This window comes from Pseudomonas sp. NFACC04-2, assembly GCF_900119265.1.
Classification (GTDB): Bacteria; Pseudomonadota; Gammaproteobacteria; order Pseudomonadales; family Pseudomonadaceae; genus Aquipseudomonas; species Aquipseudomonas fluorescens_AA.
Window position 1 is genome coordinate 15,874 of the sequence record NZ_FPJC01000010.1, and the last position, 19,569, is coordinate 35,442.

The 19,569-nt window shown below is 53.7% G+C and carries 18 protein-coding genes and 1 tRNA gene; 9 read left to right on the plus strand and 10 right to left on the minus strand.

Going from position 1 to position 19,569, the window contains the following annotated elements; translation table 11 throughout:
- Positions 1 to 60 precede the first annotated feature (60 nt).
- Positions 61 to 744 (plus strand): hypothetical protein, encoded by a 684-nt coding sequence (locus BT125_RS14890; protein WP_072408055.1) that lies wholly within the window; start codon positions 61 to 63, stop codon positions 742 to 744.
- Positions 745 to 863: 119 nt separating this feature from the next.
- Here BT125_RS14890 and BT125_RS14895 read toward each other — a convergent pair whose 3' ends face one another.
- From BT125_RS14895 to BT125_RS14905, 3 genes are all read right to left on the minus strand, one after another.
- Positions 864 to 1,124 carry a Rho-binding antiterminator gene (locus tag BT125_RS14895; protein ID WP_072408057.1) on the minus strand — a complete coding sequence of 87 codons (261 nt, stop codon included), beginning with the start codon at positions 1,122 to 1,124 and terminating at the stop codon, positions 864 to 866.
- Positions 1,125 to 1,197: 73 nt separating this feature from the next.
- A complete protein-coding gene (locus tag BT125_RS14900; RefSeq protein ID WP_072408059.1) occupies positions 1,198 to 2,085 on the minus strand; it encodes a dihydrodipicolinate synthase family protein in 888 nt (295 codons plus the stop codon).
- Between the two features lie 19 nt (positions 2,086 to 2,104).
- Positions 2,105 to 2,887, minus strand: a complete 783-nt coding sequence (locus BT125_RS14905; RefSeq protein WP_072408061.1) for an aldolase — start codon at positions 2,885 to 2,887, stop codon at positions 2,105 to 2,107.
- A gap of 150 nt (positions 2,888 to 3,037) precedes the next feature.
- On the opposite strand from BT125_RS14905, the gene BT125_RS14910 reads away from it, so the two are divergent.
- The gene (locus BT125_RS14910; protein ID WP_072408063.1) at positions 3,038 to 3,604 is read left to right on the plus strand and encodes a helix-turn-helix domain-containing protein; all 567 of its coding nucleotides are present in this window, start codon (positions 3,038 to 3,040) and stop codon (positions 3,602 to 3,604) included.
- 513 nt (positions 3,605 to 4,117) lie between these two features.
- Positions 4,118 to 4,477 (plus strand): DUF6124 family protein, encoded by a 360-nt coding sequence (locus BT125_RS14915; protein WP_072408065.1) that lies wholly within the window; start codon positions 4,118 to 4,120, stop codon positions 4,475 to 4,477.
- A 143-nt stretch (positions 4,478 to 4,620) separates the two neighbouring features.
- Here BT125_RS14915 and BT125_RS14920 read toward each other — a convergent pair whose 3' ends face one another.
- The 7 genes from BT125_RS14920 to BT125_RS14950 all read right to left on the minus strand — a co-directional run bounded on the left by BT125_RS14920 (position 4,621) and on the right by BT125_RS14950 (position 13,363).
- Positions 4,621 to 5,835 carry a putative phage abortive infection protein gene (locus BT125_RS14920; RefSeq protein WP_072408068.1) on the minus strand — a complete coding sequence of 405 codons (1,215 nt, stop codon included), beginning with the start codon at positions 5,833 to 5,835 and terminating at the stop codon, positions 4,621 to 4,623.
- A gap of 101 nt (positions 5,836 to 5,936) precedes the next feature.
- The gene (locus BT125_RS14925) at positions 5,937 to 8,456 is read right to left on the minus strand and encodes a DEAD/DEAH box helicase (protein WP_072408070.1); all 2,520 of its coding nucleotides are present in this window, start codon (positions 8,454 to 8,456) and stop codon (positions 5,937 to 5,939) included.
- Positions 8,457 to 8,529: 73 nt separating this feature from the next.
- Positions 8,530 to 9,378 carry a HamA C-terminal domain-containing protein gene (locus tag BT125_RS14930; RefSeq protein ID WP_218190271.1) on the minus strand — a complete coding sequence of 283 codons (849 nt, stop codon included), beginning with the start codon at positions 9,376 to 9,378 and terminating at the stop codon, positions 8,530 to 8,532.
- Positions 9,379 to 9,796: 418 nt separating this feature from the next.
- Positions 9,797 to 11,134: a hypothetical protein gene (locus tag BT125_RS14935; protein ID WP_072408072.1), complete on the minus strand. Its 1,338-nt coding sequence runs from the start codon at positions 11,132 to 11,134 to the stop codon at positions 9,797 to 9,799.
- A 518-nt stretch (positions 11,135 to 11,652) separates the two neighbouring features.
- A complete protein-coding gene (locus tag BT125_RS14940) occupies positions 11,653 to 12,522 on the minus strand; it encodes a hypothetical protein (protein ID WP_139271739.1) in 870 nt (289 codons plus the stop codon).
- 138 nt (positions 12,523 to 12,660) lie between these two features.
- The gene (locus tag BT125_RS14945) at positions 12,661 to 12,990 is read right to left on the minus strand and encodes a hypothetical protein (RefSeq protein ID WP_072408076.1); all 330 of its coding nucleotides are present in this window, start codon (positions 12,988 to 12,990) and stop codon (positions 12,661 to 12,663) included.
- Positions 12,991 to 13,278: 288 nt separating this feature from the next.
- A tRNA-Leu gene (locus BT125_RS14950) sits at positions 13,279 to 13,363 on the minus strand.
- Between the two features lie 108 nt (positions 13,364 to 13,471).
- Here BT125_RS14950 and queA point away from each other — a divergent pair.
- From queA to BT125_RS14980, 6 genes are all read left to right on the plus strand, one after another.
- Positions 13,472 to 14,521: a tRNA preQ1(34) S-adenosylmethionine ribosyltransferase-isomerase QueA gene (gene queA, locus BT125_RS14955; protein ID WP_025211994.1), complete on the plus strand. Its 1,050-nt coding sequence runs from the start codon at positions 13,472 to 13,474 to the stop codon at positions 14,519 to 14,521.
- Between the two features lie 14 nt (positions 14,522 to 14,535).
- Positions 14,536 to 15,651 (plus strand): tRNA guanosine(34) transglycosylase Tgt, encoded by a 1,116-nt coding sequence (gene tgt / locus BT125_RS14960; protein ID WP_161951757.1) that lies wholly within the window; start codon positions 14,536 to 14,538, stop codon positions 15,649 to 15,651.
- Between the two features lie 43 nt (positions 15,652 to 15,694).
- A complete protein-coding gene (yajC, locus tag BT125_RS14965) occupies positions 15,695 to 16,033 on the plus strand; it encodes a preprotein translocase subunit YajC (protein ID WP_007916913.1) in 339 nt (112 codons plus the stop codon).
- A gap of 65 nt (positions 16,034 to 16,098) precedes the next feature.
- Entirely contained in the window at positions 16,099 to 17,967 is a 1,869-nt protein-coding gene (gene secD / locus BT125_RS14970) for a protein translocase subunit SecD (protein ID WP_072408078.1), read from the plus strand.
- Between the two features lie 9 nt (positions 17,968 to 17,976).
- Positions 17,977 to 18,891 (plus strand): protein translocase subunit SecF, encoded by a 915-nt coding sequence (secF, locus tag BT125_RS14975; protein WP_072349309.1) that lies wholly within the window; start codon positions 17,977 to 17,979, stop codon positions 18,889 to 18,891.
- A gap of 117 nt (positions 18,892 to 19,008) precedes the next feature.
- Positions 19,009 to 19,557, plus strand: a complete 549-nt coding sequence (locus BT125_RS14980; RefSeq protein ID WP_014336691.1) for a glycine zipper 2TM domain-containing protein — start codon at positions 19,009 to 19,011, stop codon at positions 19,555 to 19,557.
- Positions 19,558 to 19,569 lie beyond the last annotated feature (12 nt).

Sequence of the window (19,569 nt, forward strand, 5' to 3'; positions counted from 1 at the left end):
CTCGCTGCTCGACCGGGAGTCATTTAATATCTCGACCTCGTCCAATACGTGGTCTCGTCTATGCAGTCTCTCGAAAATACGCTGCTGTCTTACGCCACACAGCACTTGCCATCACTTCCCCATACCTATACCTGGACGTTCGATACCGCTCTTGTCCACGATTCATTCAAATGGGAGATCGATGGCTCGAACTGGTACGAAAAAGCGCGCGCCCTGAAGCGACATGTCGCCCAGGAATGGACCACGTCGCCCGAACAACGAATGGCCCTCGCAGACTACGCGGTGCGTGTGTGGGGAGGTATTGGGGGAAATAAGCTGGTAACGATGCAAGGCTACGTTCAGACCGTGTCGCAGGGGCGGGTGCCGGACAAGCACAACGGCATCGCCTCATGGTCGAAGGTGGCGGCATTCTCGAATCCAACCGAGCATGCCATCTTCGATGCGCGGGTTGCATTTTCCCTGAACGTTCTACAGATGCTTCACAGCGATGAGCAACGCTGGTGGTTTCCGCACTTGGCGGGCCGAAACACCCAGCTCAACGCCTGTTGGCCCCGCTTGAAAACCCAGGCGCGTGAACAGCGCTGGATTCGAATTGCGACGACCGATGTCTACCCGACCTACATCCAGTTGCTGGTGAACGTCTCCCGAAAGCTGGATGTGGAGATCGGTGACGTGGAGATGCTGCTTTTTTCGAAGGCGGAAGATTTTGCAGGGGCGTACAACGAGGCCTATCCCCCGTCCTGACGACCAAAGCCCCTCGGCACTTATCAAAAGGGGACGGCAGGCAGTTCCCCCGTGGCGAGGGAGCTTGCTCCCGCTGGGCTGCGCAGTAGCCCCAAAACCTCACAGCCCGGCAGGCTCCGCTACGCCAGCACAACCCGGCCAAACCTGGCGTTGTCATCCTGCGGCGTAATCGCCAGCAACTGATCAAGGCGAATCTCCAGGCGACCATCCGCAGTTTCGACGTCGAGAAACTCCTCCCGAGTGGAAGCGGTGCGCGTGGTGATCGCACGGGCGGTCAGGCGTTGGCCGTCAATCAGCTCAATGTCCAGCGTGTAGCCGTACAGGCAGGCGATCTCCAGGTAATCATGCAGATCGCAGTTCAACGGTTGATAGGTCTTCATCCCAAGTGACCTCCAATGGAGTGACCGGACAGGTTCGGGCGCCACCTGTCCGTCGCAAGATTAGAACTCTGAATCAGAGCAGTTGCTTCAACATCGTCTGCAGTTGCTGGTTACGCGCCTCATCCAATGGAAAAACCGGAAGGCGCGGATCGCCAACCTCCAGGCCAAGAGTGCGCAAACCGGCCTTGATGGTGGCGGGTAAACCGCCCTTGAGGATGAAATCCAGCAGCGGCAATTGACGATAGAACAACGCCCGGGCCTGGTTCAGGTCGTTGGCCAGGACAGCGGCGTACAGGTCGAGGTTGAGCTGCGGGATCAGGTTCGGCGCGGCAGTGCACCAGCCCTTGGCCCCGGCGGCGAAGGCTTCCAGCGCCAGCGGGTTGCAACCGTTGTAGAACGGCACCTGGCCTTCGCCCAGCAACTGCAGCTTGTGCATGCGCTGAATGTCGCCAGTGCTTTCCTTGACCATGGTGACGTTATCCACCGTGTTGAAAATCCGCAGGATCAGCTCCACCGACATGTCGATGCCGCTGGTGGCGAGGTTGTTGTAGAGCATGATGGGCAGGTCGATGCTGGTGCCGATGGCCTGGTAGTGCGCGAGGATTTCCGCCTCGCTCAGTTTCCAGTACGAGGCCGGCAACACCATCACCACATCGGCGCCCTTCGCCTGGGCAAAACGTGCGCGGCGTACCGCCTTGGCGGTGGTCAAGTCAGACACGCTGACCACGGTCGGCACCCGGCCGGCGACGCGGGCGATGCTGAACTCGCTGACCTGGTTCCACTCGGCGTCGCTCAGGTAGGCGCCTTCGCCGGTGCTGCCCAGGGGCGCGATGGCATGCACGCCGCTGTCGATCAGACGGTCGATGGACCGGCCCAGTGCGTCCAGGTCCAAGCCCTGGCCGTCGGTGAAGAAGGGCGTGATGGTATAGCCGATGATGCCGTGGATATTGGGGGTAGACATGGCTTCGCTCCTGGTGGGTTCAGTTCAAGCAATCGGCGTGTTGACGCAAGGTCTGCCGGGCGTAGTAGTTGAAGGCGGCCGCGTGGCGCTTGGGGCGGGCGATCCAGTCGTGGGCTTCGCGGCCCAAGTGAGGCAGGATCGGTTTCACCTCGCCGGCGGCCATGGCCAGCAATTGCAGCTTCGCGGCGCGTTCGATCAGTTGGGCGATGTTGCAGGCTTCTTCCACGGTGGCACCGGTGGACAACTGGCCGTGGTGGGAAAGCAGGATGGCGCGCTTGTCACCCAGGGCACCGGCGATCAATTCGCCTTCCTCGTTGCCCACCGGCACACCCGGCCAGCCCTCCAGGAAGGCACAGTCTTCGTACAGCGGGCAGAGGTCCATGTGGGAAATCTGCAGCGGCACTTCCAGCATCGACAGCGCGGCGATGTGGGTCGGGTGGGTGTGGATGATGCAATTCACATCCGCCCGGGCGCGGTAGACCCAAGTGTGAAAGCGGTTGGCCGGGTTGGGCATGCCATGGCCCTCCAGCACCTCGAGGTCTTCATTGACCAGCAGCAGGTTGCCGGCGGTGATTTCATCGAAGCCCAGGCCCAGTTGCTGGGTGTAATAGGTGCCCGGTTGCGGCCCGCGCGCGGTAATCTGCCCCGCCAGCCCTGAGTCGTGGCCGTTCTCGAACAGGATGCGGCAGGTCAGGGCCAGCTTTTGTCGTACAGTCCACGTATTATCCGGCAGTGTTTTCTGCATCTGGTTAACAGCATGCTGGACCAACTGGTCCTTGGGCGTCGCCAGTGTCTTGCTCATACCCGTTCTCCTGATTCGTTCTTTGACCGTTCTTGATCCGCGTCATGGAAGCTGTGAAAGGAAGGTGCTAATGACACTAAATAGACTATATGACACAAAGTGTCATTTGCAATCGCAGATTGTCCGTTTCTCTGGAAATGTTGGTTACCTATGTCCATTCGCTTGAAATTGCTCAGGAAAAAACTCGGCATGACACTGGACGTCCTGGCCGAAAAAACCGGGATGACCAAGAGCTACCTGTCCAAGGTGGAGCGAGGCCTGAGCACGCCCTCCATTGCCACGGCGCTCAAGCTCGCCAAGGCCCTGAGCGTGAAAGTCGAGGAGCTGTTCTCCGAAGAAACCATCTCCCTCGACAGCTACAGCCTGGTGCGCAGCGAAGACCGCCAATCCCTCGCAGCGAGCGGCGGCAGCTCCGAATACGCGGTACTGGCCCACCAAGTATCCGAGCGCAGCCTGCTGCCCTTCATCCTCTATCCGGCGAGCGAATTCACGGCCCATCACGCGTTCAAGGAACACACGGGAGAGGAGTTTCTGTTCGTGCATGAGGGGCAGGTGGAAGTGGACTTCATGAACGAGCGCGTGCTGTTGAACCGTGGGGATGCCCTGCATTTCAATGCGCAGAAACCCCATCGGCTGCGTTCGGTGGGGGATGTCCAGGCGCAGTTGCTGGTGGTGGTGCACAGCGATGAATCGCCAGAGAAGGGCGAGGGCGCCTAGTGGCTCCACTCACAACGCAATTCAGGAAGCAAACCACCGTGGCGAGGGAGCTTGCTCCCGCTGGACTGCAAAGCAGTCCCCTCCAATGACCGCCTCGCCACAGATCTTCCGACGACCTCAACTGAACGGCATCGAGCACCTGCCCGGACCAGTCGAGCGGCGTCTGTCAGTAAAGACCGACAGACACCAGCGACGAAGGCTCGCCAAGCCACAGCGCCTTGCGCCTTTGCCTACAACTACGCCAGAATCCGCCGGCTTGTGCGCCTGGGGTTGCGTCGGTAGTTTTGGACCTGTCACTGATGGTCAGTGATCGGGTTTAGCAGCTCGTGGTGAAACAGGTTGTGCAAGGCGTCATCCAGTCAGGATTCCCCATCCTGCACTTGATGGTGGCTGTGCGCAGGGCGTCCTCGGACGCGCCGGTTTCTTGTTTCCCCGGTCTGCTAACCTGCGTACAGCTGCCTCCCATCGTTTAGCAGCGAGTGGGTGATGGCTCCTACTACAGGAAGCAAGACGATGGTAAAAGTTACTCCAAATCCTCCTGCGGCAGACGAACCCACGTCCCGCGCCCAATTTGCTCGCAACAAGAAAATTGACGACGCTGCCACTCGGGCGTTGGATTACTACCTGAAGCCCAAGCCTAAGGGCGAAACGTTTGACAAGTCGGACTCCATTTTTCGGATTGATCCGGGGGTTGATTCTGAGTGTTTGCTTGCGAATCTCAGTGAGAACCTGGCTTCGGCGAATGCCATGATCAGTGATTTGGCGTTTGATTTGGATGGTTCGCGACGGCGGGTTGCGTTGGGGATTTTGCAGGTGATTGAGGTGAGTGAATTGTTGGCGAATCGGGCGTTGGATATTGTTGAGGTGAGGTAGCGTAGGGAGGCAGAATAAAATCTGCCACTCTAGATATATAAAGGGTTCTGCTTGGGCAGGCCCTTTATGCTCCGATACAAATAATCTTTCCCTTTTAGCTTTCACTGAAGCTCAGCGAGAACTTCACTCTAGAAACTAGAACATTAAACATTATCATCTAGCGCGATCTCATCCGTCTCAAAAATTATGGATGGGTAATAACGTCTATAGCGTATGCCAGACATATGAGCGCCTGGCAGATTTTTAATAAGCTCATACCGCGCGATATAGTCGCTCTTTTTATTGTTCTCATTCCCACTGTTCTGAGGGCGAATGATCTCTGCCCGTATTCCCCATCTCATTCCTTGCCATGAGAGGCTATTAATGAATAGGAGCGCTTGTTCGTATGTCGAAAGCTGAGCACGGAGCATCTTTCCATAATGTCGTTTTTGCGCGTCGTTAAGAAAGTCACTTGAGTCCAAGAATTTATATGATTGATAAAGGTGTCTGAAATAATGACCAAGACGGAGCTGATGGCCGCCATAGTATTTTTCGTATTTCCCTAAACCCAAGAATAGCTTTGCCGTGGCATTTTCAGTGCTGAGTTTGGTCAGGTCTTTTCGGCTTGAATACAAAATATCGAGAGTTTCATGAAGGTCTTTCTCCTGAAGATTTTTGAGGGCCCCCCATTTACTCCAGTTTGGGTGGCTTCCTTTAGGTTTTAGTTTGATGTAGTGAAGCAGTCTGAAATAATATTTTGGATTGTATTTTGCTCTGGCTGCTTGCTTGATAAGCTGTTCGCCTTCCTCCCCAAGGCCAAAAAATACTACCATGTAGGCGAGGTCAATAATGGCTAGTTCTATAGCATCGATTTTAATTCCGGCTTTATTGGCAATGGAGTTAAATTTCACCTGGTGGGCTGGCAGAACGTAATCTTCGACTTTCTTGGAGTTCGAAAATTTTTTTACTTCTCGGTAGCATTGAATGAATTCTTTAGATATTTCTCGAAAAACTTGCCTGTTTTCGTAAGTGTAGTCTTTCTGATGTTTGTGTTTGGTGTATTTTAGTTCGCTTATGTTGTCGCGATGGAGTCGGAGCATTTCAAAAAAAGATGATTCAAAACTTGTCAGTTCGTTTTGTTTTCGTTGAGTATTGAAGTTTAGATAGATAAGTAGTGTTCCTGATAGCGCAAAAAAAGTTCCCGCTACGCCACCAAAGAAGTCTCCAAATTGACCACTGACAGCATAGTTTGTAGGGCTGTCGAAGGATATGCTAAACCCGTCGATATGAGATTTTGCTAAGAATACTAATAAAATAACGCAACCTAACGCTACAAGAAATAATGCCGCCCAGTGCGTAATCCTCATGTCTATTTTCATTTCTGATTCGTCCTTTTGAATGGTTCCAAAAGAAAGGGGGGCTATTTTTTGCGTGGAATAATTCCTCCCCTTTTAGCTACCCATTTGGGCTCTGGTGTTAGTTAACTCGGCTTTAATCCTAAGATATCTTCGATCTCGTACTGGCACATCTTTGGAAGCCCCAATTTTGAGATGTCATGTCTCATCAAAACTTCAAGATAGTCCTCAGGCTCGGAAGAGTCAGCCCAGTTGAGCCTCTCTTTAAGCCGCAGTGCGGTAAATCTAGAGAATCCTAAAGCCATTAAACTCAGATTCACTTTATCACAGGAGCCGAACTCTAAAAATGTGTGGTACGGAGCAATTTTTATTGTCTTTTCCATGTGGTGTCTGTCGATCATTGCTTGACGTAGTAAGTCCTCGTAGGCGCTAAAGTATTTGACAAGGCTAAATCGAATTTTCTTTTCAATAACAGACAAAATAGATCTAATTATTGGAGGGGCTTTCGCCATCGGGTCGTCTTTGCGCAACCTAACAATCCGTTCGCGAATGAGTTTGCTGATCGGGACGCCTGTAACCCACTTGTGAGCTAATCCTCCATACCAGAGGCGTTGCAGTTCAGTTAGTTTCCAGTCGAATGCTTCGCAAATAAGCTCAATAGCTTTTTCCATACGTGATTTCCCACCAGTTTCATAAGGTGAGATTAGAGTGAGTTGGTTTATATCGATCTCTTCCATGAAACGGTTGTATAAGTTTTGAAGATGGTCTGGTCTCAACACCCTGTGGGTGTCCAAGATTTGCGTCGGAAGGCTAATGTCAAGAGAATCAATTATTTCTAGTGTTCGCGCTAAATCGTCGGAATTTAAATTGGACTCGTATTTTTTTGTAATGTCTTCAATGGTACTTTGTTGGCTTTCATGGAAAAGCCGTCCGAGACCGGCTTCGGCAAGCTCTTTTTGATTTTCGCCTTCAACTTTACCATTTATCAAGCTTTGGATTAAGGTTCCTCCGTCCTCCATGATTTTTGACATTGACGATTGGATTTCCTGTAGCCCGTCACCTGTATAAGACGGTTCTTCCCATGACTCAGGCGTCAGACACCATACATTCCCATGAAACTCTTTAAGTAGGCGTCCAGCTCGTCCTGCTAGGTTTAAAAAGTCTGGGCGATGCATCGGTGACGCCCCGCTTTTAGGGTTCTCAATGACGATATGCTTTGCTGGAAGGTTCACTCCTTGTAATAGAGTACTAGTGCTACATATATATTTTATTTCCCCGGATTTAAATAATGACTCTACACCTGACCTAACAATTGAAGGTAAATCGCCATAGTGGAAAGCGACTCCCTTGGGAAGGGTCACTACTAGCGGATGCTCCTCGTGTATTTCATTTTTTATGAATGTAATAAAGTCTTTGACATCCTCACAGATGTCTTGTGGTTCGAGAGTTTTAGCTAGGAATCTAGCTAGATCTTCGGCTTCAGCGGGTCCATTCGAAAATATAATGGTGGACTCGTTTTGTTTTGTGATGAGCTTGGCGAACGCAGCTCTTCGTTGGAAAATTGGAGGCCTAAACGAAATGCCAAGATCATAGTTTCCAACGTCAATAATGCCAAACCGGGTATGCAATTTGAAATTGGCAAATTTAGTTTGTCTCTCTATCTTAGAGACTAGAATTATGTTTTGAGATACGGGGGAGATTTGCTCTGTGAAAAAATATCCATTATCTAGTCTGTTAAATAAATGCAAAAAATACCCAGGATTCTTAATTAATGGGCTCGCAAAAAAGACTGAGGCAGATGGGTATTTTTTTAGGGTTAAATCTACAGCGTTTTGTAGCACTATTCCTCTTTTACCTTTGTGGATCTCGTGAGCCTCGTCCACGAATATTGAATCTATCCTATTTACTTCATTCTCAGGCTTCAATAAACTCAGTAATCGTTCTTGCGTTAACACATAAACCACGCTTTTGGACTTGAGGTGGCTTTCAAGCGGAAATGGAGCTGATCTAATGATTACGTCATTCAAACCTTGATGGCGGACCGTAGCGCGAACTCTGGACGTCACTTCGGATATTAAGGCCCGAGTGGGAACTATATAAATTATGCATTTATCTGTTTGAGATGTAAGTCTTCTCATTAAGTCCATGTTTAAAACGAAGGATTTTCCTGCTGAGGTTGGCGCAGAGACACTTAAAGAGCGTTCTCCAGACAAAGATGTGAAAAGTTTATATTGAAAATTTGTTAGTAGGGTGTCATTGCTTACGGAGTTCTCGGCTTCTCTAGCAAGTCGCTCCAGGGAGAGAGTAAAAGGAATGTCGGGACTGTCTCCGCCTGTATAACGTGATCTTAAAAGTGTTCTGCCTGGAAAATTGCCTATTCGGGAAAAAATTAGATCAGCTGCTCCATTGATTTTCGGTAAATCCTCAGAGTGGTTTTCTAAAAGCCTTGTTATGATCTCATATGAAATATTTATTTCATCGCTACTTTCAGAAATGGATAATGCTGAGGCTAATCCGATTAAACGATTGCACTCAGTCTCAGAAAGTATGTCGTTATGTTCTTTGTTGGAAGAGAAAAGTTTTAAAATGCTCCCGCGGTATAGTTTTGTTAAAGGTATAGAGAATTCCTTATCAAAAAAATCCATTAATTGAGCGCCTCATTAAATGCGTCGCGAAACTCTTGGACTGAAGGGAAGGGTATAAAAAATACTTCGAATCTCAGGTGTTTCTTTTCAAACTTGGAAATTTGTTGTTAAGTATTTGTGAAAGTCGATTGCTGTCCTGTAAGAGTCGTGCGCGAAAATCTTGTACGTTCCTCTTTAAACTCGCAGCGGGATCAATGTTATATTCAGCCCAGTCATATCCTATCAAGCATGCATGATTTATTCTCACGCCAGGACCAGGTTCGCCAAATTTAATTAAGTCCATTACAGCGGTGCGAATATTTTCGTCAGCGTATTTGAAGTGTTTGGTGACCATGTTGAATTCGTGTTTGTACATTTTTCCATCGTGAAAACCGTCTACGCTATCAAGTGCTGCACTTACTGCACGGTTTACGTCCTGATACATCTTCGATTCGCCAAAGTAAAAATCGATCATGTCGTCTTCTGTGCACCATTTTATATGAATGCCATCGGAGCCTTTGACCTCATCTTTGCGGTTTGTCTTAAGTTCCATTTTTGCAACAACTTGGGGGGCTTCGAGAATGGCCTCACTCAAGAAAAAGAGCAGAGCTTCACCCGCTTCGCCGCTTATGTCAGGACTTTTTGGAGAGTTTGGCGGATGCCTGAAAAGCTCTCTAGCCTCTTTAGTCAGCTTAGCTGCCTGTCTGGTATTTAGCTGTTCTGGTCTATTTTTACAAGAAATACAATACTCAATAATGTATTGATAGAGTGCTTCAGCTAAAGGCTTAATCGCCGGTCTGCCATTTCCATCAAAGCGCATATGATGCACACGCATATTTGCGGCAATACCGCCTATCTTTTCGGTATGCTCTATGACATCCAAGCATGATTCAAGATCAGACTTAGCAACAGAAAGGAAACGACTAAAATCAAGTTTTTCCATAAACTTTCGATTGCCTCTAGTTACTAGGTTTTTGATTTTTAAGAGAACGCCTTATTTTACGAATGCTCGACTTCCTATAGAAATAGCAGAAATATGGCGTTTTGCTATGTCTCGACAATAACCTGATGGTCTTCTGCCGTAAAGGGATAGCAGGTGCGAGCATCGGGGCCTGAAGGCGGATGAGGTCACTACGGAAAAAAGCGTGTTTCGAAATTTGGTCTGCGGGTGTATGTCTACCGTTTTATGAGAATTGCTCTCATTTTTAGAGTGTTTTTGAATCGAGGAAGGGATCGAGGGGAAAAAAGGGGACGGATTTACTTTCTATAGCTGAGCTGGTCCGTCTCCTTCGTTACCTAGATTGGTCTGGCGTAAACGGCCGGCGCTCGGTACGTCTATCGCTAGAGTTAGTCTCCTCGTGCTACCCCCGTTTAAGCAACTTGGATGCGCGTGTCGCAGCGAACCATGCAAATTGACCGAAACCACCCAGCAGGCGCTTCATCACACGGAGGCACTGACCCAAGCGATGCCGTGCACCCCTAAGAACACGACGCCTATCAGCCCCAGGCCGTGCATCAATCAAACACAACTTGGTAGTCGCCAAGGCCACCTTCGCTCCGACCGCCACAGCGACAGCAAGGAAATACAGCCAACGCTGATTCTTGGCTTTGTCATGTTGGCTGACTAGCGCCGACAACTGCTTCAGGGAAGGCTTGGCACCGGCGAGCCAGGGAATGATGCATTCGCTGGCCAAGGCTACGGTGTGGCTGCTGATGTTTTTGTCTACAAGTCCCGGCGGGCCATCAGGATTGACCGAGCAATAGCCACGGGGGACGTACTCGCAGGTGCTGGAGAGTGGCGATGAGCGCGACATGCCACTGGAGAAGTGCTTCACGGGGCACAACCGTTGGTTGTAGTCGTTGATCTCTGTGCGAATGGCGATCACGTCCTCATCGCTTAGGGTTCTTCTATTCGCGGCGTAGAACCCTTTGGAGTCGTCCGGTGCGTAATCTATGAAGTAGCTGGCTTCACCTTCCTTGATGTGAGTAAAGGTCCACTGTGAATCGCTGCTCCACTGGCACGACTTCAGGTTACCCAGGCCATTGGTCTTACAGTAATCATCGTAGCGCCTGATCTGGCCCAACAGGAACGCGCTGGCGTCCTGGATGCTCGCTGTCGCTTCCTTCAGCAATGCGGCGTCTTCATTGGCGCCGTTGTCCGCCACGAAGAACACCGCTGCGACCAATGCCAGCGGAAACCAGAAGTGATCGTAGAGCTGTCGGAAGCGTTCGGTGAGGTTGAGGTTGTCATAAATAAGGACCATGACACCCCATCCGGTGAGGGCGCAAAGCATCAACAGGGGAATCAGCCCGACTTCGCTGCCCAGCTTTCCAACGCCATTGATGGTGTAGCGGATGGGCAGGTAATTGATGGTTGGGAAAAGGCCCAGGCAGTTCAACACACCGGGCAGGAACAGGAGCGCGAAGAAGATGAACACGCCTCGCTTTTTGCTCACGGTAAAGGCCGTTGCTGCCAGCAAGGGAATCAGCAGCAGTGACAGCATCATCAGATAGCCCAGCGTGATCACCATGGCTTCATCGGGCGACCAGTAAGTTCCGATGATTTGCCCGGCGTCGTTACGCCCGGTGAAGGTCGATGATACGACGCCAAGGCCTTCCAGGATCTGGTGCAGGTTGTAGGCAGCGCCGTGGAGAAACTTTACGTAAGGGTGGAAAAAATCCTTTATCGAAATTGACATCAATTTGAGTCCTTCAATTATTTAGTCATTCCGTGGTTCCGTAGAAGACCTGTGGATGAAATTCTTGCGTCCGAGTAGGCGCGCAGACAGACGACGAGTTCGTCTTCGTCGTGGAAGTTATCGTTACAGATCCTCGTTGCTTTGCGGAGCGCGGTTAGGAACTGATCGATCACTCCGCCGGACTCGGGAAGAAAGGGGAGGGAAGAAAGGGGGCGAATCTATTTTTCCTAGCTGACTGAAATAGATCTGTCCCCCTTTCGCTCCTTGCATCCCGAATCGATAGCACTAGCGAGCCCCAACCACAGCTATCCAACGCCACCCACACTAGCCACAATCCCAGTTCACGCTTACTATCTCGCCGCCTCGTATTACCGTGGCTGCTGAGCTCGGTACTCATGAGAAAATGACCATGGAGAGAGCCCGTAACTGGAGGCGAGCACAATCCCGCAAGCGACGCGGAGCGTAGGAACGATCCACTGTCGCGGCGGATCACCCCTTCATATTGATATGCTGTGTGATTACCGTGCGACCTCCAGTGCAAAGTTGTCAGAGCTCCAATAGGCGATTTTTTTGCACAATTCAAGCTGTTCTTGGGATACGGTGAGCTCGCCATGTGCCAAGTCATTGCGTACATCTGCAAGAGCGATTGAGTCGTTCAAGTCGAAGTCGTTAATGATTGCGTGTAGCAAGAAATATATTTTTGTGCGCTGGCTTCCTTTTGTACTCAGCGAATGTCTTGATATGTCGATAGCCACTGGGTTAGAAGATGGGATGGATTTGGAAGATGCCATGTCATCTGAAATTATTTCGATTATATTGTAATACGATAGGAAACTGAATCTTTTGGATACGTCTTCAAGCTCAAGCGCTTCTTTAAGTCGTTTTCTAATGGTGGCGGATTTCTTTGATCGTTTGTCTGTTCGTGTTGAGGTAAGCTCGTAGGCCTCAACAATTTTTTGAATATCCGGGCGGCGTAATTCTTTATGGATGTTTTGGAAGGTAACATAGCCGCCAAAGCTGTTTACCTCGAGCCATTGACCTTCATACTCTTCCCACTGAGAGTAACTTGTTGAGAGGCGATATTTGAATCCAAGGAGGGGCATGACGCGATCTAGGCATTCATGAATGTCAAAATTATTACCTCCTCTGTGCGAGTCTGCGCTTGAGATTACTTGACATTCAAAGGCTGGAGATAGTCCTTCTATGTCTCCTCTTGTCGAAGTCTCTAATGGTAGAGGTGATAGAGTTAGCTCAAATCCATTTAGTTGGAAGTGGTTTATAGTCTCTAAACTGTTATCCGAATAAACTAATGCTCGGAGTTTATAGCGGGTTGCTTTGATTTTTCGATCGAGGTAGTCCAGCCACTTCACCGTGTCTTCTTTGTTCATGGGGGGCTCTTTATTGTAAGTGCTGACTTTTGTGAATGGATAAATCGGCTTGGATGGATTATAAGTGTTTGCTTACTAACTGCGATGTGGAGCGTCACTGAATGCATTTCCACTCGGAGCGTGGGGACGATCACTCCTTCATAGAATATCTTTCAGATAGTTCTTAAGTGCGCTGAGCGGTACCTGAAGCTGTTCGGTTGTTTGTGCAGTATGGAGCTCTGCAGTCAGCCGCTGCAGTTCGGTGCCTAGTACCGTATCGGGGCCTCCAACGGCCCCCAACGCCAGATCCAGGCACCGCCCCATCTCACTTTGAATCCCAGCCACATCCCCTCGCCGCACCAACAACCCAAAAACCTCCCGATCACACCCGCCCATCAACGGATCATCCCGCAAAATCGGACTATGCCCCTCCGTCTCATAAGCCAGCTTCAGCGAGTAAAGAGCGACCGTTTCCAGCAGCAATTCCATGGGGTGAAATCCTTTGTCAGCGGGTGAGGAGGGGCGGTGGATCAACTGGGCGTCGCAAGGCGGAGCATCGGTGGGGGCTGTGTCATTTTTGTGAGCGCTTTGCGCTCAAGCGGGAGCAAGCTCCCTTGCCACAGGTTCCTATTAGCCACAGATTCTTCCTTGCCAGAGGTTTGGTCGTTGGGGCCGCTTCGCGACCCAGCGGGGATAAATTCCCTCGCCACAAATGGATCGGGTGACTTTTCTGCAGACGAAAAAAAAGACCTTGAATTTCAAGGTCTTTCTTTAAGATGGTGCCCCGAGGGAGACTCGAACTCCCACTCCTTTCGAAAACGGATTTTGAATCCGCCGCGTCTACCAATTCCGCCATCAGGGCTCAATGGCGGCGAAGTATAGAGAGGTGCCTACCGTTGGTCAATCACGTTTCATGGTGAATTTTTGATATTTCCGCTAGACTTTCCGGCCCTGCTAGACGAACCCCATCATGCGTGTTGCTGACTTTACCTTCGAACTCCCGGATTCGCTGATCGCTCGCCACCCTCTGGCCGAGCGTCGCGCCAGTCGACTGTTGACCCTGGATGGGGTCAGCGGTGCCATGGCTCACCGTCAATTCACTGATTTGCTTGAGCATTTGCGCCCGGGCGATTTGATGGTGTTCAACAATACCCGGGTGATTCCGGCGCGGTTGTTTGGCCAGAAGGCCTCCGGCGGCAAGCTGGAGATTCTGGTGGAGCGGGTGTTGGACAGCCATCGTGTGCTGGCCCATGTGCGCTCCAGCAAGTCGCCCAAGCCGGGTTCGTCGATCCTCATCGACGGTGGCGGTGAGGCGGTGATGGTGGCGCGGCATGATGCGTTGTTCGAGCTGGAGTTTGCCGAAGAGGTGTTACCGCTGCTCGACCGTGTCGGGCACATGCCGTTGCCTCCTTATATAGACCGCCCGGACGAAGGTTCGGACCGCGAGCGTTATCAGACCGTGTACGCCGAGCGCCTGGGGGCGGTGGCGGCGCCGACGGCGGGGTTGCATTTCGACCAGCCGTTGCTGGAGGCGATTGCCGCCAAGGGCGTGGAGACCGCGTTCGTGACGCTGCACGTGGGCGCTGGCACGTTCCAGCCGGTGCGGGTCGAGCGTATCGAAGACCACCACATGCACAACGAATGGCTGGAAGTGAGCCAGGAAGTGGTCGATGCCGTGGCGGCCTGTCGCGCTCGCGGTGGGCGGGTGGTGGCGGTGGGGACCACCAGTGTGCGGTCCCTGGAAAGCGCTGCTCGCGATGGTGTGCTCAAGCCGTTCAGCGGCGACACCGATATCTTTATCTACCCGGGCCGGCCGTTCCATGTGGTCGATGCCCTGGTCACCAACTTTCATTTGCCCGAGTCCACGCTGTTGATGCTGGTTTCGGCGTTCGCCGGTTATCCCGAAGCCATGGCCGCCTACAAGGCCGCCGTCGAGCACGGATACCGCTTTTTCAGCTACGGTGATGCGATGTTCATCACCCGTAACCCCGCGCCACGCGGACCCGAGGAAACAGTATGAGTCGCACCTGTCGCATGTCCTTCGAGTTGCTCGCCACCGATGGCAAGGCTCGTCGCGGTCGTCTGACCTTCCCCCGCGGAACCGTGGAAACCCCGGCGTTCATGCCGGTGGGCACCTACGGCACGGTCAAGGGCATGCTGCCACGGGACATCGAGGCGATTGGCGCGGAAATCATCCTGGGTAATACCTTCCACCTGTGGCTGCGCCCGGGCATGGAAGTGATCAAGGCCCACGGCGACCTGCACGATTTCATGCAGTGGAAAGGCCCGATCCTGACCGACTCCGGCGGTTTCCAGGTGTTCAGCCTGGGCGCGATGCGCAAGATCAAGGAGGAGGGCGTGACCTTCGCCTCTCCTGTGGACGGTTCCAAGGTGTTCATGGGCCCGGAAGAGTCGATGCAGGTGCAGCGCGACCTGGGATCGGACATCGTGATGATCTTCGACGAATGCACGCCGTACCCGGCCGATGAAGACGTGGCGCGGGTGTCCATGGAGCTGTCGTTGCGCTGGGCCCAGCGTTCGAAGAATGCCCATGGCGAAAATACTGCGGCGTTGTTCGGCATCGTCCAGGGCGGCATGCACCGCGACCTGCGCATGCGTTCCCTCGAAGGCCTGGACAAGATCGGCTTCGACGGCCTGGCGATTGGCGGTTTGTCGGTGGGTGAGCCGAAGCACGAGATGATCAAGGTGCTCGATTACCTGCCGGGCGAAATGCCCGCTGACAAACCTCGTTACCTTATGGGCGTTGGCAAACCGGAAGATCTGGTTGAGGGTGTGCGCCGCGGGGTGGACATGTTCGATTGCGTGATGCCAACCCGTAATGCCCGCAATGGGCATCTGTTCATCGACACCGGTGTGCTGAAGATCCGTAACGCGTTCCATCGCCATGATGATTCGCCGCTGGATCCGACGTGCGATTGCTATACGTGCCAGAACTTCTCCCGCGCTTATCTGCATCATTTGGACAAGTGCGGCGAAATGCTCGGGAGTATGCTCAATACCATCCACAATTTGCGCCATTATCAGGTGCTTATGGCTGGTTTGCGCGAGGCTATCCAACAGGGTACATTGGCCGCCTTTGTCGAGGCCTTCTATGCCAAGCGCGGGTTGCCTGTTCCGCCTTTGGACTGAGTTTTCCGATCCCTAGATTCAATACTTGCAACTGGAGTGCTAAATGAGCTTTTTTATCTCTAACGCCATGGCTGATGCCGCTGCACCTGCTGCTGCCGGCCCTATGGGTGGCGGTTTCGAGTGGATTTTCCTGGTCGGCTTCCTGGTCATCTTCTACCTGATGATCTGGCGTCCACAGGCCAAGCGCGCCAAAGAGCAGAAGAACCTGCTGAGCAGCTTGCAGAAGGGCGATGAAGTGGTCACTACCGGCGGTATCGCTGGCAAGATCACCAAAGTGGCTGATGACTTCGTGGTACTGGAAGTGTCCGACACTGTTGAAATGAAGTTCCAGAAGGGCGCCATCGCGGCCACGCTGCCAAAAGGCACGCTGAAAGCGATCTAAAGTTTCAAACTTCTATTCAATCGACGGGGCGCGCAAGGCGCCCCGCGTCATAAGCGGGCGGCGTGATGCTGAACAAATACCCTCTGTGGAAATATGTACTGATCCTGGCGGTGCTGGCGGTCGGTCTGATTTATTCCGCTCCCAATCTATACCCGGATGACCCGGCCATTCAGGTCAGTGGCGCAAGCACTGCGCTGCAGGTCACCCAGGCCGATCTGGACCGTGCGAGCGCTGCGCTCAAGGCGGCCAATATCGAGGTCAAGGCTGCGTCCATCGCCGAAAACGGCAAGGGCGGCCTGTTGCGCCTGACCAAGGCGGAAGACCAGCTGCCGGCCAAGGACGTGGTGCGCAAGGCCATGGGCGACGATTACGTCGTAGCCCTGAACCTGGCGCAGACTACGCCGCAATGGTTGCGCAAGCTTGGCGCGCACCCGATGAAGCTGGGCCTGGACTTGTCCGGCGGTGTGCACTTCCTGCTGGAAGTGGACATGGAAAAAGCCCTCGACGCGCGGATGAAAGTCTACGAAGGCGACGTCAAGAGCTTGCTGCGTAAAGAGCGCCTGCGCTATCGCAGCCTGCCGCAGCTCGACGGTGCCATCCAGCTGGGCTTCAGCGATGAAGATACCCGCGAGCAGGCCCGTGCGCTGATCCGCAAGAACTTCAACGATTTCGACATTGTGCCGGCCGACCTCAACGGTCAGGCGGTGCTGCGTCTGGCGATGACCCCGGCCAAGCTGGCGGAAATCCGCGAGTACTCCATCAAGCAGAACTTGACCACGGTGCGTAACCGCGTCAACGAACTGGGTGTGGCCGAGCCGATCGTGCAGCGCCAGGGCGCCAACCGCATCGTGGTTGAGCTGCCGGGCGTGCAGGACACCGCCGAAGCCAAGCGTATCCTCGGCAAGACCGCCAACCTGGAATTCCGCCTGGCCGCTGAGCCGGGTGCGTCCAAGGCCACTTCCGAGAGCTTCGAGTTCCGTGAGGGCGGTCGTCCGGCGGCGCAGATCGAGCGTGGCCTGATCATCACCGGTGACCAGGTGACCGACGCCCAGGCGGGCTTCGACGAGCAGGGTCGTCCGCAGGTGAACATTCGCCTCGACGGCCACGGTGGCGAACTGATGAGCCGCGCCACGCGCAGCAACGTCGGTCGCAGCATGGCGGTGATCTTCATCGAGCAGAAGCCGACCACCACCTACACCAAGCAAGTGGTCGACGGGGTCGAGAAAGACGTCGCGGTGCAGACCTTCAAGGAAGAAAAGAAGATCATCAGCCTGGCGACCATCCAGTCGCCACTGGGCAGCCAGTTCCGCATCACCGGCCTGAACGGCCAGGGTGAATCCTCGGAACTGGCCCTGCTGCTGCGTGCCGGTGGCCTGGCCGCGCCGATGTACTTCGCTGAAGAGCGCACCATCGGCCCGAGCCTGGGTGCCGACAACATCACCAAGGGTATCGATGCATCCCTGTGGGGCATGCTGTTCGTCTCGCTGTTCATCATCGCCATCTACCGCTTCTTCGGCATCATCGCCACCGTCGCGCTGGCGGTGAACATGGTGATGCTGCTGGCGCTGATGTCGCTGCTAGGGGCTACGCTGACCCTGCCGGGTATTGCCGGTATCGTCTTGACCATGGGTATGGCGGTGGACGCCAACGTGCTGATCTTCTCGCGGATACGTGAAGAGATCGCCGCAGGCATGACGATTCAACGTGCGATCAACGAAGGCTTCGGCCGGGCATTCACCGCGATCCTCGACGCCAACCTCACCACGTTGCTGGTGGGCGGGATTCTCTTCGCCATGGGCACCGGCCCGGTCAAGGGCTTCGCAGTGACCATGTCCCTCGGGATCTTTACCTCGATGTTCACAGCCATCATGGTGACCCGCGCAATGGTCAACCTGATCTTTGGCGGTCGTGACTTCAAGAAGTTGTGGATTTAAGGGGCTGCCATGTTACGTACAATCAACTTCATGGGCGTTCGCAACGTTGCGTTCGGCGTCACATTGTTCCTCACCGTACTGGCGTTGTTCAGCTGGGCCACCAAGGGGCTGAACTACGGCCTGGACTTCACCGGCGGTACGCTCATCGAGCTGACCTACGAGCGTCCGGCCGATGTCACCAAGGTGCGTGAGCAACTGGCGACGTCGGGCTATAGCGATGCCATCGTGCAGAGCTTCGGTGCGACCACGGACCTGTTGGTGCGCATGCCGGGTGAAGACCCGCAGCTGGGCCACCAGGTGGCCGAGGCCTTGCAGAAGGCGGGCGGCGATAACCCGGCCCAGGTCAAGCGCGTCGAGTTCGTCGGCCCGCAGGTGGGTGAGGAGCTGCGCGACCAGGGCGGCCTCGGCATGCTGATGGCGCTGGGCGGCATCCTGCTCTACCTGGCCTTCCGCTTTCAGTGGAAGTTCGCGGTGGGGGCGATTGTCTCGCTGATCCACGACGTGATCGTGACCGTGGGCATCCTGTCGTTCTTCCAGATCACCTTCGACCTGACGGTGCTGGCGGCGGTACTGGCGATCATCGGTTACTCCCTCAACGACACCATCGTGGTGTTCGACCGGGTGCGTGAGAACTTCCGTGTGCTGCGCAAGGCGTCCTTGATCGAGAACATCAACATCTCGACCACCCAGACGCTGCTGCGGACCATGGCGACGTCGATCTCCACCTTGCTGGCGATCGCGGCGCTGCTGATCTTTGGTGGCGACAACCTGTTCGGTTTCTCCATCGCGCTGTTTGTCGGTGTATTGGCGGGTACCTACTCGTCGATCTACATCGCCAACGTGGTGCTGATCTGGCTGAACCTGAGCACCGAGGACCTGATTCCTCCAGCGGCCACCGAAACGGAAGTGGACGACCGCCCATAAGGCTCGTCGCTCCGCCCGTCACCGCTGAAAAGGCGCGAGTTGAACTCGCGCCTTTTTTTGTGCTCCAAGGCTGGGAGAAGCGCGGATTAATCCGCTTGTGATGGCCTGGAGGTTCAAGTGAACAAATCGATGCTGGTTGGTGCGGTATTGGGTGCTGTCGGTGTGACTGCCGGTGGTGCGGTCGCGACCTACAGCTTGGTAAAGAGTGGCCCTGAGTATGCGCAAGTACTGGCCGTGGAACCGGTCAAGACCCAAATCAAGACCCCGCGTGAAGTGTGCAAGGACGTCACCGTGACTCGGCAGAAGCCGGTCCAGGACCAACACCAGATCGCCGGCACCGTGCTGGGCGCTGTAGCCGGTGGCCTGCTGGGTAACCAGATCGGCGGCGGCACCGGCAAGAAAATCGCCACCGTGGCGGGTGCGGCCGGTGGTGGTTATGCCGGTAACAAGATTCAGGAAGGCATGCAGGAACGCGACACTTACACCACCACCCAGACGCGCTGCAACACGGTCAATGACATCAGCGACAAGGTTGTAGGTTACGACGTTCGCTACATGCTCGACGGCAAAGAAGGCAAAGTCCGCATGGACCGCGACCCGGGCAACCAGATCCCGGTGAGCAAGGAAGGCCAACTGATCCTGGGGCAGAACGAACCCGCCCAGTGATCCAGCCGTTAT